Annotated in this window: 13 protein-coding genes; 4 read left to right on the top strand and 9 right to left on the bottom strand. The window is 39.2% G+C overall.

What is annotated here, in order from left to right:
* The first annotated feature begins 130 nt into the window (after positions 1-130).
* Positions 131-4,183: a T9SS type A sorting domain-containing protein gene (locus tag DDZ16_RS17725; RefSeq protein ID WP_109265822.1), complete on the top strand. Its 4,053-nt coding sequence runs from the start codon at positions 131-133 to the stop codon at positions 4,181-4,183.
* A gap of 60 nt (positions 4,184-4,243) precedes the next feature.
* Here the strand turns inward: DDZ16_RS17725 and cysK are convergent, their stop codons facing one another.
* The 6 genes from cysK to DDZ16_RS17690 form a co-directional block, all read right to left on the bottom strand.
* Positions 4,244-5,164 (bottom strand): cysteine synthase A, encoded by a 921-nt coding sequence (gene cysK, locus DDZ16_RS17720; protein WP_109265821.1) that lies wholly within the window; start codon positions 5,162-5,164, stop codon positions 4,244-4,246.
* A 47-nt stretch (positions 5,165-5,211) separates the two neighbouring features.
* A complete protein-coding gene (locus tag DDZ16_RS17715) occupies positions 5,212-5,640 on the bottom strand; it encodes an RrF2 family transcriptional regulator (protein ID WP_109265820.1) in 429 nt (142 codons plus the stop codon).
* A gap of 419 nt (positions 5,641-6,059) precedes the next feature.
* Positions 6,060-6,479 (bottom strand): hypothetical protein, encoded by a 420-nt coding sequence (locus DDZ16_RS17710; protein ID WP_109265819.1) that lies wholly within the window; start codon positions 6,477-6,479, stop codon positions 6,060-6,062.
* A gap of 179 nt (positions 6,480-6,658) precedes the next feature.
* Positions 6,659-7,081 carry a DUF3244 domain-containing protein gene (locus DDZ16_RS17705; protein WP_109265818.1) on the bottom strand — a complete coding sequence of 141 codons (423 nt, stop codon included), beginning with the start codon at positions 7,079-7,081 and terminating at the stop codon, positions 6,659-6,661.
* Between the two features lie 390 nt (positions 7,082-7,471).
* Positions 7,472-9,160, bottom strand: coding sequence for a tetratricopeptide repeat protein (locus DDZ16_RS17695; RefSeq protein ID WP_109265816.1), 1,689 nt, complete (start codon positions 9,158-9,160; stop codon positions 7,472-7,474).
* A 15-nt stretch (positions 9,161-9,175) separates the two neighbouring features.
* The gene (locus DDZ16_RS17690) at positions 9,176-10,342 is read right to left on the bottom strand and encodes a BamA/TamA family outer membrane protein (RefSeq protein WP_109265815.1); all 1,167 of its coding nucleotides are present in this window, start codon (positions 10,340-10,342) and stop codon (positions 9,176-9,178) included.
* Between the two features lie 376 nt (positions 10,343-10,718).
* On the opposite strand from DDZ16_RS17690, the gene DDZ16_RS17685 reads away from it, so the two are divergent.
* The 3 genes from DDZ16_RS17685 (at position 10,719) to DDZ16_RS17675 (ending at position 12,692) form a co-directional block, all read left to right on the top strand.
* Complete coding sequence (locus DDZ16_RS17685; protein WP_109265814.1) at positions 10,719-11,252, top strand: IS1096 element passenger TnpR family protein; 534 nt, start codon at positions 10,719-10,721, stop codon at positions 11,250-11,252.
* On the top strand, positions 11,231-12,178 hold the full coding sequence (miaA, locus tag DDZ16_RS17680) for a tRNA (adenosine(37)-N6)-dimethylallyltransferase MiaA (protein ID WP_232526806.1): 948 nt from the start codon (positions 11,231-11,233) through the stop codon (positions 12,176-12,178). The genes DDZ16_RS17685 and miaA overlap by 22 nt, the downstream gene beginning before the upstream one ends.
* Before the next feature lie 64 nt (positions 12,179-12,242).
* Positions 12,243-12,692, top strand: a complete 450-nt coding sequence (locus tag DDZ16_RS17675; RefSeq protein WP_109265813.1) for an NUDIX domain-containing protein — start codon at positions 12,243-12,245, stop codon at positions 12,690-12,692.
* 121 nt (positions 12,693-12,813) lie between these two features.
* Here the strand turns inward: DDZ16_RS17675 and DDZ16_RS17670 are convergent, their stop codons facing one another.
* Genes DDZ16_RS17670 through DDZ16_RS17660 form a run of 3 tightly spaced genes read right to left on the bottom strand, consistent with a single transcriptional unit; the run spans position 12,814 to position 15,072 of the window.
* Complete coding sequence (locus DDZ16_RS17670; protein ID WP_109265812.1) at positions 12,814-13,545, bottom strand: class I SAM-dependent methyltransferase; 732 nt, start codon at positions 13,543-13,545, stop codon at positions 12,814-12,816.
* Between the two features lie 10 nt (positions 13,546-13,555).
* Positions 13,556-14,503, bottom strand: coding sequence for a glycosyltransferase family 2 protein (locus DDZ16_RS17665; protein WP_109265811.1), 948 nt, complete (start codon positions 14,501-14,503; stop codon positions 13,556-13,558).
* Positions 14,503-15,072, bottom strand: coding sequence for a DUF4199 domain-containing protein (locus tag DDZ16_RS17660; protein WP_109265810.1), 570 nt, complete (start codon positions 15,070-15,072; stop codon positions 14,503-14,505). Before DDZ16_RS17660 ends, DDZ16_RS17665 begins: the two co-directional genes overlap by 1 nt.
* Positions 15,073-15,273 lie beyond the last annotated feature (201 nt).

Here is a 15,273-nt window from a genome sequence, read left to right as displayed (position 1 = left end):
AGCATTAACCATCAGTGCAATTATTAAAACATTATGTTATTTATGATTAACAAATGCAATTAAAATAAACATATGCTCACTTAAACACATCCTTATAAAACACTTTTTCATTAAACCTAAATTTTTCATTATGAAAAAACTTTACTTCCTGATTGTATCGATTCTAATCCTGTCCTTCCCTGCGCATGCTTATGATTACAACATTCAATCGTTTGCAACGGATGAGAACTACCAAACACCGGTCGTGGCAGACATCAACAATGATCAGTCTCCGGATCTGATTATCTGTAATTCGACAACCAAAGAAATAGAGATATGGGAATATAGTGGTGGAACCTTTACCCAAACGGACGCCATAACAGGCTTCTCGTATATGGCATGGAATATTGCTACCGGCGATTTTGATGAAGACGGCGACATTGATATTGCATCTACCCATCGAAACAATGGACTCCATGTATCTTTTAACGAAGGCAATAGCTGGAATACCCAACAAATTGACAACACCTATGGCTGGCAAGTCATTGTTAAAGATTTCAATAATGATGGTCATCTCGATATTTTCGACGGGGTTGACTGGGATTATGCACTTCTCTATTATGGGGATGGAAGCGGTAATTTTTCTTCCGGCCCGACGCCTCAATTAAACGGATATTCAAACGGACATATCAGAAGTTTAAATGCTATTGAACTAAATAATGATGACAGAATTGACCTGATAGGCATCACTTCCGAGTGGAATTCGGGCGGAGACAACGATTCTTTCCTTAGAGCCTTTCTAAATAACGAAAATTCTACAACTGGAAATACAGAATGGAACACTTCTATTGGACCCGATGTTTCTTACGCATTCAATCCTGAATTTGTGTACAGTTCATCCAATTCTGCAGGGGACATCGACAAAAACGGTGTCATTGATGTTGTTGCATTCAATTCCGATAATGAAATTGTCATTTTCTGGGGCTCTTCCGATGCGGGGAACATGAGCTGGACGCCCCAGGTATTGGATACAGCTACAGGAGCACCCAACGCAACTTCAATTTATGACATCAACGATGATGGAAATTTAGACATTATAGCAGGTGGCAATACCGCTTTCAACAATCTCCTTGTTTATTACGGCAATGGGTCACAAACGCTTACCCCCTCAACCATTGATCTGGGGCACGGGGCTGCTGTCATCTGGCACGATATAAAAACTGCTGATTTCAATCAGGACGGACAAACAGACATCATCACAACCATCAGTGATGGCGGATTTGAACTTCTGACCTCAAGCAGGACTTCTCCCATGACACTTTTTGTGAATTTAAATGCTTCGGGAGAAGATACTGGCATGTCATGGCAGGATGCATTTAATGATCTTCAGGATGCGCTTAATTATGCCATCAGCGGAGACGAAATTTGGGTTGCCTCAGGAACCTATTACCCTACTTCTGAAGATCAAAGAGATGCAACTTTCACCATTCCTGATGCTGTAAAAATTTATGGCGGTTTTAGCGGAATCGAAACAAATTTGGAAGAAAGAAACCCTGATATCAATACAATCACATTGAGTGGGGATATAGGCATTAAGGGGGATAACTCTGACAATTCTTACCATGTTGTAACAGCAATCAATGTAACGAGTGCAACTATCCTGGATGGATTCACCATTACAAAAGGATATGCAGACCAAAGTGGATCCCCCAATGACCGTGGTGCAGGTATTTTTCACGAGTCAAATGAGTTTTACGGAAGCAGTGAGCTTACTTTAAGAAACTGTATAATTGAAGATAATCATGCTGCCAATTACGGTGGAGGAATCTGCAATGCAGGTGGAGGCCGGGATGCCAATATTTTACTCGATAATTGCATTATAGAAAATAATTCAGCCGGACAGGGAGGAGGTATGTATAATTATGGTTCTGGAAACGAGATATATCCTACCATTCAAAACTGCATTTTTTTAAATAACAACAGCACATCTACAGGAGGAGCGATTCACAATGGAGCTTTTGGGACTGGAGGAGAATGCCACCCCACTTTCATTAATTCAAAATTCATAAGCAACAGTTCCGACGGCCATGGAGGGGCAATGTATAACATATCACAATCAGCAGGTCCCTGTACCCCCAGACTCATAGGATGTGTTTTTTATGATAATACCACGCCGGGTTCAGGAGGAGCGATGGTTAATTACGAAGCAAATGCAGTTATTACCAATTGTAACATCATCGACAATAATGCGAAATGGGGAGGAGGTATCACGAATTCTTTTAGCAGCCCAACTATAACCAATACAATCTTTTGGCACAATAGTGCAACCAATTTGGGTGACCAACTATATAACTATTCTGCTACGCCTTCCATCGCCTTTTCTAACATCATGAATAGTGGCGGTAGCGATAGTTGGGATACAGCCCTTGGACAGGACAACGGAAACAACCTGGATGGGGATCCATTAATGACAGACCCATCTAATGGAGATTTCAGATTAACCCCCACATCTCCATGCATCAACGCAGGGACACCAGATATTTCAGAGCTAGGCCTGCCAGAGAAAGAAATTTTCAACAACCCAAGAATTCTAAACGAGAATATTGAAATTGGGGCTCATGAAAAATTTACTTCCACTGGTCAAACAATAATATTTGTAGATGCTGATGCCCAAGGGAACAACAACGGCAATTCATGGGAAAATGCATTCAATGACCTTGCCAATGCCATAGACTTTTCTGACGGCGAAGATACATTCTGGGTAGCAGAGGGAACATATCATACAACCACAGGAAGCGATCGAACCCTCAGTTTTTCTTTTCCGGACAACTCAACGGTTCTTGGTGGATTTTCAGGAATAGAAACAGCATCAGTTGAAAAGGATGCAGAGGCTCATCAAACCATATTATCAGGAGACATCGGAACGCAAGATGAACAAACCGACAACTCGTACCAGATTGTTAACGGAGCAAACTTCCTGGTGCTGGATGGATTTATAATTGAAGAAGGTTACGCCAACGGCACCAGCCCAAACGACTTAGGTGCAGGCATGTATAACCCGACCGGCCTTACCGATATATCCATAAAAAACTGTATTTTCCGAAACAATACAGCAATATCACAGGGAGGAGCTATTTTTAATGATCAATACATCAGTAACATCAAGGCCGAGGGTTGCGATTTCTTTAACAACAGTGCTAATGAAAGTGGAGCCATAAAAAGCCAAAATACCCCAATGGACCTCTTCTACTGTTCATTTGTTGAAAACAGCGATGAATCCCTGGGTGGAGCTGTCATGTATTGGGGCAGCAATTCAGGAACTCCCGCTATACGCAATTGTACCTTCCTGCGAAACACCTCCGGGGAAAGCAGCGGAGGAGCCATTCAATGCAGGGCATCGGGAATAAATGCCCAAATAAAAAACTGTTTATTTCTGGGTAATACACCTAAAGATATAAGTCTTACCAACTCAGCACAGGCAACCGTTTCATACTCCAGAATCACACAAGCTGAATATTCAGGAACCAATAACAACATGGATGAAGATCCACTGTTTTACAATGAAACATTCGGGAACATTGCTTTAATTGAATGCAGTCCATGTATTGATGCCGGCGATCCTACCTCACCTTTGGAACCAGATGGGTCGAATGCTGACATTGGAAATTACCACTTGATAAAAGCAGACGATATCATACCGGAAATCACCGTTCCGGAAACTCAAAACGTGGAGGCTGATGCATCCAATTCTTACACCGTTTCGGGGAATGAGTTTGATCCTGTTTATATTTATGATGACTGCCAATATTCAATCACCAATGATTACAACAATGCTTCAACGCTGGATGGGGCCAGCTTCCCTTATGGAACCTACCATATTCAATGGACCATTACAGATAGCAACGGCAACGAGAGTTCAAGTTCGTTTGAAGTAAATGTAGCGCAATACACTCAAATAAATGCCCCCAAAGATGATCTGTTTTCTGTAAGCCCCAACCCGACTCAGAGATTTTTAGAAATAAACCAAACAGAAAGCATTCCTTTACATATTGAGATTCTTGACCTTTCAGGCAATTCAGTGTTCAAGAAACAAATAAAGACAGGAACCTGCAACATTGACCTGTCACACTTACCCAAAGGTCTTTACCTCTTAAGAATGAGCAATGAGAACAGAGAAACAACCAAAAAGATCATTAAACAATAACGCAAAAGAGGCGCCTGGATTTACCGGCGCCTCTTTTATTTTAATGTTTATTCCGCTTATTCAAATCTCAAAAGTACTTAAATAGCGCTCACCGGTATCAGGCAGCAGAACCACAATTCTTTTACCTTTATACTCATCCCGTTTGGCGAGTTGAACAGCAGCCCATAAAGCAGCCCCTGAGGAGTATCCGCAAAGAATGCCTTCTTGCTTGGCGGCTTCGTGGCAAGTATGAATGGCATCCTCATTTTCAACTTTCACCACTTCATCAAAAACCTCGGTATCCAAAATATCAGGTACAAATCCTGCACCGATTCCCTGTATTTTATGAGGTCCGGGATCACCTCCCGACAACACAGGAGAGCCAGCAGGTTCAACAGCTACAATTTTCACACCTGACTTTTTCTTTTTCAGGTGATGTCCAACACCGGTAATAGTACCGCCGGTTCCAACACCAGCAACAAACACATCAACTTCCCCATCAGTATCATTCAATATCTCAATAGCGGTAGAGCAGTAATGAGCTTCAGGATTTGCTTTATTCTGAAACTGTTGAGGTATAAATGACTTGGGATATTGGGCTGCCAACTCCTGTGCTTTTGAAATGGCATTTTTCATACCGCCGGAAGCAGGTGTAAGCACAAGCTCTGCGCCAAACTTCTTCAGTAATTTCCGACGCTCAATACTCATACTTTCAGGCATCGTGAGAATTAGCTTATATCCCTTCACTGCGGATACCATGGCAAGTCCCACACCGGTATTACCACTGGTGGGCTCAACAATAACGGTATCTTTATCTAATAATCCCTCACGTTCAGCCGTTTCAATCATATTCAGTGCAGGACGATCTTTTACAGAGCCCCCGGGATTGTAAAACTCAAGTTTAGCCACAACTTCGGCAACTGCCCCTTCTGTCAGTCTATTAACTTTTACCAGTGGCGTATTCCCCACCAAATCAATCATGCTTTTTGCTATCTTCGTCATAGTTATTTCGTTTTATATAATGCGTATCTCAAATGAATATATCTCTCTTAAATATAATACATTAAAGTATCTTCATGTTTGTTTAAAGCCGGAAGAGCATCAAGTTTTACATCTCCAAATACAGTCTCCACAGAATGGGAGATATCTTTGAGAAATAATGACACCGCCTCTTGTTTGGAAGACTTTCTTTCCCGGCTGGTTACTACTGTTTGTCTCTCCCACTCAGGGTCGAGACATCGGATAACCTCCAGAAGAGTAATATCTTTAAGCGGCCTGGCAAGTTTATACCCTCCCTGGGCACCTCTTTTAACTTCACAAAAGCCGGTTTTCCGAAAATCAGACGCAATACCCTCAAGGAACTTTTGCGGCAATCCATCAGCTTCTGCCAACTCCTTAACAGCTTTATGACCTGGCCAGGCATAGTGCAGCTGCATTAAAAAAACCAGACCATAATTAACCTTTTTCGAAAACCTCATATTTCATTTCTTTTTAATATGCTTTGTTTGCAAATATAAGTTCCTTATTTTGAATTCCAATGTATTTTTCTTGATTTTTTCCCACCTTTTTTGTATGTTTTAAACAATCCAATCGATAAATGGTTCATCATTCCCATTCAATAGATCATTAGATTTTTAGATATTAGATGTAAGATGATTCGTATAATGCTAATTTTCTGCACATTAACTCAAAACGGGTGATTTTACAATCAATTGATTACGAATCTATTATAATCCCGACCCATCGGGATAACGGAGTATTGTCCCATTCAGAGAATAAAAAAACATGACAAAAAAAAATGAAAGCTTGAAATAATTAATGGAAATCACCTAAAGCCATCCGGAGAAGATGAGAAACAACAAGAACAACACAATAAGGCCATGAGAAGAATAGAATATCAAGAAACATTTTGAACCCAGTAAATTGCAGCTTTTAATGTTGTAAAGGGACGCAAACAATACCTAGCATCGGCCCTTGCCACAAGCATGGCAACAACAATATTGTGAGGATCATTTGCAACAAAACCAAGTCTTAAACGACCGAAGAAATCGAGGTGTTCCTTCAAAAAACCAACGATATGATCATAATCAGAAGCGGGAAAGACAAAATGACCTTCAGAGAGGTCAAAAACAATCCCTTTCATTTTCTCAGAGATAGAAAACCCATCAACAATTTCACCCCAAATGGAAGCTATACTATCAACAGTAACATCTCCAAAACATCTAATAACCAAAACCCCGGCTTCCTCATCATACGTAAAAGAGCCGGCATTTTCCGTTAAAGACCTGGAGATTGAAGATGAATGGTTAACTTGCATATAATAGCATATTAAACAGAACGGCAGCTAAAAAAGACGATGTAAACAAAGGGAAAAGGAAGGAAAATCACATCAAAACAAGGGTAAAGCTGAAAGTATAAAAAGCCCCCTTTGAAAGGGGGCTTCCTGGGGCTTGAAGGTTAAATTCGGGGTTTGGGATCCTAATTTTGGGTTTGGAATTAATTCTCTATTACAAATTTACCAACAAAGCTACTATCGGCAGTATCAATTTCTATTGTGTATTCGCCTGGTTCAAGAGATGAAATATCCACACTACACTCTGACGATCCATTAACATAGAAACTTTCAGAAACAGAGGAACCATTTAGCTGTCCATCGATATTGACTACCACTTCACCATAATAGTTACTAACGAAAATGGACATCTCACTTTCGTCAAAGGCAGCCTCAACAGAAACCTCTAAAGTTTTTGTAGTGCTAAAACTTTTCATTGAAAAAGAGCGAATAATAATATCACGAGTTCTTAACAAATCCACACGTTCTTGTTCCTCTTGTGATGGCTCTTCATCAGCTCTCAAAGGGCTGGCAAAAAAAACAGGAATAAGGAGAACAATTGCGAGAATAAACATTTTATAATTCATAGCGTAAAATTTTTAGCGTTTGCTGAAATAATCTATAATTCAAAGTAAGCCGATGTTTTTTATTCATTCAATAGATTTTCAGCAACCTCATTTTTTTTAATGGGCAAAAAACACCCAATAACCTGATTTTATGAGTTTTGGCAAAATTAGATTAATGCATACGGGGTGAATGAACCACAACGAAAAAAGCGACCGGGACATGTACCATTCACCCCAAAACCCTTTACTATGGCCATATAAAAACCACCCATCAGCGGCTCGAAGAAAACAAACTCAAGAATTCACAGTAGACGCAGAAGTGAAAAAACAGGGCGAAAAACAAATATTAATCAAAAAAACCCGTCAATTAGGCTTCTCCAATTTGATTTTAGTCCATTTCCAGAATACTTCTTAGAACAGAGAAACGACATTTTTCATAGAAGGATAATTCTCCAAATGATCTGTCATCCTTTTCTTTAAGTTCGATTTTCTTACTCTGAAGTTATTTGTGGAGATTCCCAAAACAGTAGCAATTTCTGTAGTGGGCATTTCATAATACATCAGAAAAAGCATAACCTTCTCTGAATCTGTCAACTGAAAATCCTCAGGTAGATTTAAATTTGAATAAAAAAGTTCATCATTCATAAGATCATACATCATTCCTGAGAATTCCTCTTTCAAAGTAAAAAGCTCGGTTTGAAGATCATTATATGCAATTGGATCTTCTTTTATATATTTTTGAGACAACAAATCAAATCGCTCCTGGGTCACCATTTCGCGTTGAGTAATAAGCTTGTAAAACTTCAAAAGATGCTCTCGCTGTTGATTTTGACGAATCGTCCCGGCAGCCTCCTTTTCAGCCGATTCTCTCAATATTCGCTCATTTTCAAGTTCAAGCCTGCTTTTCTTTAAGTTTAAATGGTAGATAAGAAAAACAAAAGACAGGGCTAAAAACAGGGCTCCTGCTATAAACAAAAACCGCTGAAATTTTTGTCGCTGTTTTAACGCTTCAACCCTGGCTTGCGAAAGATCATACTTCTTTTCAAGTTCCAATATTCGCTTCTCTGTCTTTTTCTCAGAGGCTTCCTTTAAACTCAGGAAAGCATTCTTATACTGCTTGGCTGCAATTTCAAATTCTCCATTTTTTAATGCAATATCGGCAAAATCAACATACAAATAGAAGTTATCGTACTTCACATCTGTTTTTGAAATATTCTCCACAGCCTTCTTGGCATAAACCATTGCAGAGTCAAGTTCAGCCATTCCTCTATATGACAAATACATTGAATAGTAAATATTAGAAACCCTCGGCTCCCCCTTAACTTGAGGAACCAATTTCTCGAGTTCCTGATACCCTGAAAGAGCTTGCCTGAAATCTCCAGTGGTATAATTATAACCTGCTTTAGCGTTTATCACATCATATCTCAGTTCGGGAGTAAGATTCTTCAATGAATCAAGACTAGTCAAAACTTGTTCGGCCTCATTAAAACGATCTTTTCTCAAATGGCTCCAGAACAGTAAAATTGAAATATTAACTACGTTTTCAACATCATCAATTCGAGAAGCTACTTTTAAAGCTTTTTCAAAATACCTCTTTCCAATTTCGTAGTTCTTATTGTCTTGATGAACAAGCCCCAGAAAGAAAAAAAGTTTAATTCTTGTTTTATCCTCATCCTCAAAAACATTCTTGGCCAAAATCCTTTCTGCCTCCTTTAGAGGCAAAAGAACAAGAGAATCAGGTACACTTTCGAGTCCGTAACGAACCATACCCTGATAAACCAAAGACCGGAAGTAATTTCTATCGGGCGGAAACCCTTTTAATTCTTCTGTAGTTTTGGAAATTAGGGAATCATTTTCAAATGGAATATAGAGCTTATGTCTGGTGATGACATCCAGCAGATTAGAATAAGCCTTATTGTCTTCTCCCAAATCGCTTTTATCAATTGCCGACAAACTATCAAAAGCCAATTCAGGTTTACTTTTCAAGAGAGTATCAATGCGAACCAGCTGCTCTCGTAATTCTATTTGCCCCGGCGGATCGCAGGAAACAAGAACCAATGCAACAAAAGCCACACAAAAAAATACGGTTTTAAAACTCATTGAAAATCCCTTTTATTAAAAAGCCTCTTTAAGTGAAATAAAAAATCCGGTGGTTCCAATAGATGAACGCCCAAAGTCAAAACGTACATTTAAAGGATCATCTGGCAGCATCCGAAACCTAAGTCCGGCCCCAAAAGAAGAAACAACATCTTCAAATGGATTCTGATAATTAACTTTTGCTTCACCAACACCGGCAAAAGCTGCAACACCAAACCGCCACCACAAATGCTGCCTCAATTCAACTCGGGATAACCAAACACTGTTTCCTGATCTTTTCAAAGGATGCCCAATACCCCTGAGTCTTTCTTTCCCTCCCAATTGCGGGGCATCATAGAAGGGAACCTTCTCTTCTGCATAATCCAAAACAGTTTGAAAAGCCAATGTTGTTTTTTCTTGTTTTAAAGGTACATATTTTCTAAAATCAACAGTAATTCTTGTGAAATTATAATCTCCAATGCCTCCAACCCCAACAAATAATGGTTGCAGCTCAAGCAAAACACCGGATTGGGGAGCCAAGGTTCGTTCCCTTGTATCCAACAGCAATTTTGGCCCCAACCCAAAAATCAATCCTCCTTTAAATCCTTGTAACCCTTCTTCCCGAAAACTAAGTTCAGCTTCATCAGAAAAATGATTACTATCAATAAATAATTGTAATCCAATCCAAAAACCCGGATAAATATTATTCAATAAGTCCCAGTCAACCTTAACTTCTCTTCTGTCAAAATAAAAATCCTCCTGGTCTCCACCAATCCAGAAGAGATCTTCTCTTTTATTTAGAAACGCTTCTCCACTAGTCAACCACTTTTCATGAAAATACCATTCATGCTCAAATTGCAATTGCAACATCCCCTTTGTAGAGGTTTCTGCATTTACAGTCAATGTATTTGATAAACCTTTTCTTTGACTTTCCCATTTCACGGCAGGCATTACACCATATACAAACCCGTTTCGAGGACTTACGCTCAACGAAGGGTAAACTGTAAAGACAAGCCCGTCTTTCTCCCATGTTACTAAATCAAGGATTTTCTCTCCAATCTGAGCTACCCCCCCTGTCTCTACCAAAGAATCTGTGGCTAAATATGTTTTCTCTATAATATGTGCCCCTTTTAGCGGCGAAAAAGGAAAAACAAAAAAGAGAAGCACAGAAATAAAAAAACGGCTTTCGATAAAAGAAATTTTCATTCGTTTAAAAATAGAGTTAAACATCCGGCCGAATGAAACGCACGATGATTTATTCATGCTTTTTTTAGATTTTAGCACTCTGAAATTCACGTTTGTTTCATTGGTATAAAACTTGCTTTTTTAAAGGTCTGTCTATATATTACCAGGGTGAAACCCACAAGGCCTGCATCCCCTATAGTGGCAGATCTGAAAAATTATTGTTCATGCCTGGTTTCATCCTAATTCTTTCTCATTTATTACGATCCGAAATTACCAGTTTTTTGTAACATATCTGCCAGTTTTGCGTTTTGGAAATTCAGAAGGAAACAATTAATTCGATAATATTAATCATTTCAATCAAGTTTACATTATAATAGGAAGGTCACATAAATAATATATGATTTACAAATTTCGGATTATATCAAGCGAACACGATGATTTCATAAGAGAGGTTGCAATTGATAGCAAGGCTGAATTTCTGAGCCTGCATAATTTCATTGTGGAAGAACTCGGATATGAAAAAGGACAAATGACCTCATTCTTTTTAACAGATCAGAACTGGCATAAAGAGATTGAAGTAACTCTTTTAGACATGGAGGAAGGACAAAATCCTGACAGAAAAGTCATGGACAAAGTCAAATTAGGAGAACTGTTAACTGAGAAAAAGCAAAGACTCCTTTATGTGTTTGACCAATTTGCCGAAAGGTCCCTTTTTCTTGAACTGTTTTCCATAATGGATGGGGAAACAGAACATCCATTATGCATTCGCCGAAATGGCGAACCCCCAAAGCAATTTGACCATAGTGCGATGGCAAGCGGAGATCTTGAAGACATCGATTTAAATGAATTACTTGGAGATGATGATCCGGATAGCAGTGATATAAATGCCGATGAAATTGACTTAACCGATTGGGAGGAGGATTGGTATTGAATTCTGCAAAAACAGCCATTGTAATTACAGGGCCAACAGGAATAGGGAAAACAGGGTTGAGCATTCAGGTTGCAAAGCATTTCAACAGCCCTGTCATTTCAGCTGATTCCCGTCAAATTTTCAAAGAAATAAAAATAGGAACAGCAGCTCCTACCAAGGCAGAACTTAGCCAAGTCACGCACCATATGGTGGGAACAAAATCCATCAATGATTATTACAGTGCTTACGAATACGAGCAGGAAGCGTTAAAAATCGCTGAAACCCTTTTTAATACAAATGACATTATTATTCTCACTGGTGGATCAATGATGTACATTGACGCTTTCTGCAATGGAATAGATGAACTTCCCACAATTGACCCTGGATTACGCAAAGACTTGCAGGATCAATACAACAACGAAGGCCTTGAAAACATGAGGAGGCAGTTAAAAATTCTGGATCCCGGGTTTTACAATCAAGTGGATTTAAAAAATCCAAAACGTGTAATTCATGCCCTGGAAATTTGTCTGATGACAGGAAAGCCCTATTCATCCCTCAGAACCAATACAAAAAAAGACAGGGATTTTAATATCATAAAAATCGGTCTTGACATGGACAGGGCATTATTGCATCAACGAATAAACCAAAGAGTGGATCATATGATAGCCTCCGGGCTTGAAAAAGAAGCCAATCAATGGCACCACAAAAAACACTTAAATTCCCTAAATACTGTTGGTTACAGGGAGTTTTTCAGCTATTTTGACGGGGAAGTCACAAAGGAGAAAGCCATAGAGCTCATAAAAAGAAATTCAAGACGATATGCACGAAAGCAATTATCCTGGTTCAGAAGAGACAAAGAAATAACCTGGTTTTCTCCTGATAATCTCACTGAAGTTATTAAATTTGTTGAAAACAAACTAAAACAGGCCGGAGTCCGGAATTATTAATTAATTTTTAATTTTTCTCGCGGTTTACAATCTTCTGAGAGGACTCCGGCTTTTTTTACTTTCCATGACCACAAGAAACTGTTTCAACATACGGGTATACGGTATATGCATTGAAAACAACCATCTGCTTGTCAGCGATGAATATGTAATGGATATGTACATGACCAAACTCCCCGGCGGAGGGCTGGAATATGGCGAAGGCCCTGTAGAGTGCCTGAAACGGGAGTGCCTGGAGGAAATGGACCTGAAAATAGATGTGACAGGGCATTTTTATACCACTGAATTTTTCCAGCCAACAAAATTCTATAAAAACACCCAGCTTATCAGCATTTACTATTCTTTCTTACTTCCACATGACCACCAACTTAATATCTCCAACAAAAAATTTGATTTCGAAGCAGAAAAGAATGGCATGCAATCGTTTCGATGGATTCCTATCTCTGAATTATCTCCGGAAGATATGACCTTTCCCATTGACAAGGAAGTGGTAAAAAAAATAAAGAAAAGTCATTAAGGGTAATGGTATTTTGAGGGCTGCACTATATCCAACAATGCATTACAAATCAATCCTTAACCATAAGATAAAACGAATTCATCACCCAAAGTTTTCACCTCATTGCCAAAATCCTCAACACTCATACAGGTTTCATCGCCGAAAAAACCAGGGGTATTGAATCAGATGTGAGGCCATTACCGCCAAAACCTCCAAAAACCCTCATCTTCTCAAATCCCGTCTCTTCAAACAGGCATTTAAGGTCTTTTTGACGAACCGGGAGCAATGAAACAACATTTCTCATTACAGTGTTTGATTCCTTAACAGTCAAGATTGTCCTGAAATCTATATGATTATCACCTGGCCCATAATCATAAAATCGCTCAAAAGAGATTTTTTCATTATCAATAGTGGGCAACGCATTAATTTCGTTATCCAAAATGCGGTCATAATTAATAATCTGAACCAACAATTTTCCGCCAGGCTTTAATACCATAAAACATCCTTTCAGAAATTGCAGCACCTGCTTCTTGTCTTTTAAATGCACCAGGGTATTTCCAAAAGAAACAACACCATCAAATGTTTCCTTCGCCCAGCGTTGATCAATCTCTAAAATATTCAGATTTTCAAAAGTAATTCGTCCATTGGCAGGCACCTTAGTTTTGGCTTTTAAGATCATCTCTTTATCCAGATCAATACCAGTAACATCTGCTCCCTTTTCTGAGAGCAAAGAAGCAAGATTCCCTGTTCCACACCCTGCCTCCAGCAAAGTTTTCCGCTCCAAACCGGATAACTCTTGCTCTATAAATGCCCTTTGCTTTTCGGACGGGGGAAAAATAAAATCATAATATTCGGCAATAGACTGGTAAAACATATCAGGAAGATTAAAACTTTTCAGCTATGGCATAAGCATTTCTATCGGATCTATTTCTGGAAACCAATTCAGCAAGGAAGCCTGTCACAAAAAGCTGTGTCCCCAGTATCATACAAACCAAGCCAATATAAAAGAAGGGATTGGTTGTAACCAAAGGAGCTACAATCCCCTTAGCAACACAATAAAGTTTGTGAGCGCCAAGCCAAAGAGCCAGACCTGAACCTAACAGAAACATAAAAGTTCCCAGAGATCCGAACAAGTGCATAGGTCGATTGCCAAATTTAGATATAAACATTACCGACAAAAGATCCAGAAAGCCTTTTAGAAACCTCTCCATTCCAAATTTGGTGGTGCCATACTTTCGCTCACGATGATGCACTACTTTCTCAGTTATTCTTTCAAATCCGGCCCTTTTAGCCAAAACAGGGATATAGCGGTGCATTTCGCCGTAAACCTCTATGTTTTTCACCACATCATGACTGTAGGCTTTAAGACCACAGTTAAAATCATGCAATTTGATTCCGGAAACCCATCGGGCAGTACGGTTAAACAGCTTACTGGGAAGTGTTTTATTCAGGGGATCATGGCGCTTTCTCTTCCAACCACTTACAAGATCATACTTTCCAGAAACAACCATTTCATACAGCTCAGGGATTTCATCAGGGCTATCCTGTAAATCGGCATCCATAGTGATTACTCCCTTTCCTTCAGCAAGGGCAAAACCGGTATTAAGGGCTGCTGATTTACCATAGTTTCTCCTAAAACGGACTCCCCGCAACCAGGAATACTCTTCTTTAAGTTGGCAAACAACATCCCAGGAGTTATCCGAGCTACCATCATCTACAACGATTACCTCAAAGGCTTTGTCCATCTTACTGCAAACATTACCAACCCATGCCAGTAGCTCAGATAATGACTCTTCTTCATTATAAAATGGTATAACAATTGATAAATCCATTACTCAATATTTTTCATGGCATCTGAAAAAGGATCTCCCTTTCTTCTTTGAAAGATGGCAATAATTAGTGAAAAAATAAAAGCGGAAAAGCCGGCACCTAACACCCCGGAAATAATCATCAGAACCGGATTGGCGGTTAACCTGAACATCCCTTCCATTTGAGCAACTTCTTCTTCCTTTAATCCCAGCTGAAGATAAGCCTCCTGCATTTGCACAATAAGTTCATCAATATAAGCCGGATTAATAACTTTCATAAAAAGAAACAAATAGGCTCCAACAATAATACCGGCAAGAATTCCCATTCGGGTTCCCATCCAGACACCTTGGCCATAGGATAATAGTCCGTCCTGAAAATGGTCACGGTATTTAACCATAGACACATGGATAAAGCCAATATAAATAGCCCAGGTTAAAATACTTTGAACAAAAGAATCCATCATTCCAAGCAGATGGGTCAAGTAATAGGCCCCTGCAAGTGAAACCCCCATAAAAGCCCCCTGATTTAAAACAAAGCGACTTTTCAAACTCTTCAGTTCTTTTTGTCTTTCTTCTGTGGACAAATCATTCATTCGTTCAATATTTTTAATTCTTGATTTATTACAATCAAATCTCTTTTTATACAACAACACCAGCGGTAACAAAACTAAAAAGCACCATAAACAACACATTCCTATTAGTAAAAAGCCTAATAAAAAATTTCATGCTTCTATCCTGCTTTATTTACAAATTTTCTATTCCGATGTCCAACTATCGGCAAAATACAACCGTCC

The sequence above is a fragment of the Marinilabilia rubra genome (genome assembly GCF_003121985.1).
GTDB classification, from domain to species: Bacteria; Bacteroidota; Bacteroidia; order Bacteroidales; family Marinilabiliaceae; genus Marinilabilia; species Marinilabilia rubra.
This window is presented reverse-complemented; position numbering and strand designations above follow the sequence as displayed.

What these genes read in the sequence shown, in the direction of transcription:
- DDZ16_RS17725 (WP_109265822.1), top strand. Translation starts at nt 131, where the DNA reads ATGAAAAAACTTTACTTCCTGATTGTATCGATTCTAATCCTGTCCTTC.
- cysK (WP_109265821.1), bottom strand. Translation starts at nt 5,164, where the DNA reads ATGACGAAGATAGCAAAAAGCATGATTGATTTGGTGGGGAATACGCCA.
- DDZ16_RS17715 (WP_109265820.1), bottom strand. Translation starts at nt 5,640, where the DNA reads ATGAGGTTTTCGAAAAAGGTTAATTATGGTCTGGTTTTTTTAATGCAG.
- DDZ16_RS17710 (WP_109265819.1), bottom strand. Translation starts at nt 6,479, where the DNA reads ATGCAAGTTAACCATTCATCTTCAATCTCCAGGTCTTTAACGGAAAAT.
- DDZ16_RS17705 (WP_109265818.1), bottom strand. Translation starts at nt 7,081, where the DNA reads ATGAATTATAAAATGTTTATTCTCGCAATTGTTCTCCTTATTCCTGTT.
- DDZ16_RS17695 (WP_109265816.1), bottom strand. Translation starts at nt 9,160, where the DNA reads ATGAGTTTTAAAACCGTATTTTTTTGTGTGGCTTTTGTTGCATTGGTT.
- DDZ16_RS17690 (WP_109265815.1), bottom strand. Translation starts at nt 10,342, where the DNA reads ATGAAAATTTCTTTTATCGAAAGCCGTTTTTTTATTTCTGTGCTTCTC.
- DDZ16_RS17685 (WP_109265814.1), top strand. Translation starts at nt 10,719, where the DNA reads ATGATTTACAAATTTCGGATTATATCAAGCGAACACGATGATTTCATA.
- DDZ16_RS17675 (WP_109265813.1), top strand. Translation starts at nt 12,243, where the DNA reads ATGACCACAAGAAACTGTTTCAACATACGGGTATACGGTATATGCATT.
- DDZ16_RS17670 (WP_109265812.1), bottom strand. Translation starts at nt 13,545, where the DNA reads ATGTTTTACCAGTCTATTGCCGAATATTATGATTTTATTTTTCCCCCG.
- DDZ16_RS17665 (WP_109265811.1), bottom strand. Translation starts at nt 14,503, where the DNA reads ATGGATTTATCAATTGTTATACCATTTTATAATGAAGAAGAGTCATTA.
- DDZ16_RS17660 (WP_109265810.1), bottom strand. Translation starts at nt 15,072, where the DNA reads ATGAATGATTTGTCCACAGAAGAAAGACAAAAAGAACTGAAGAGTTTG.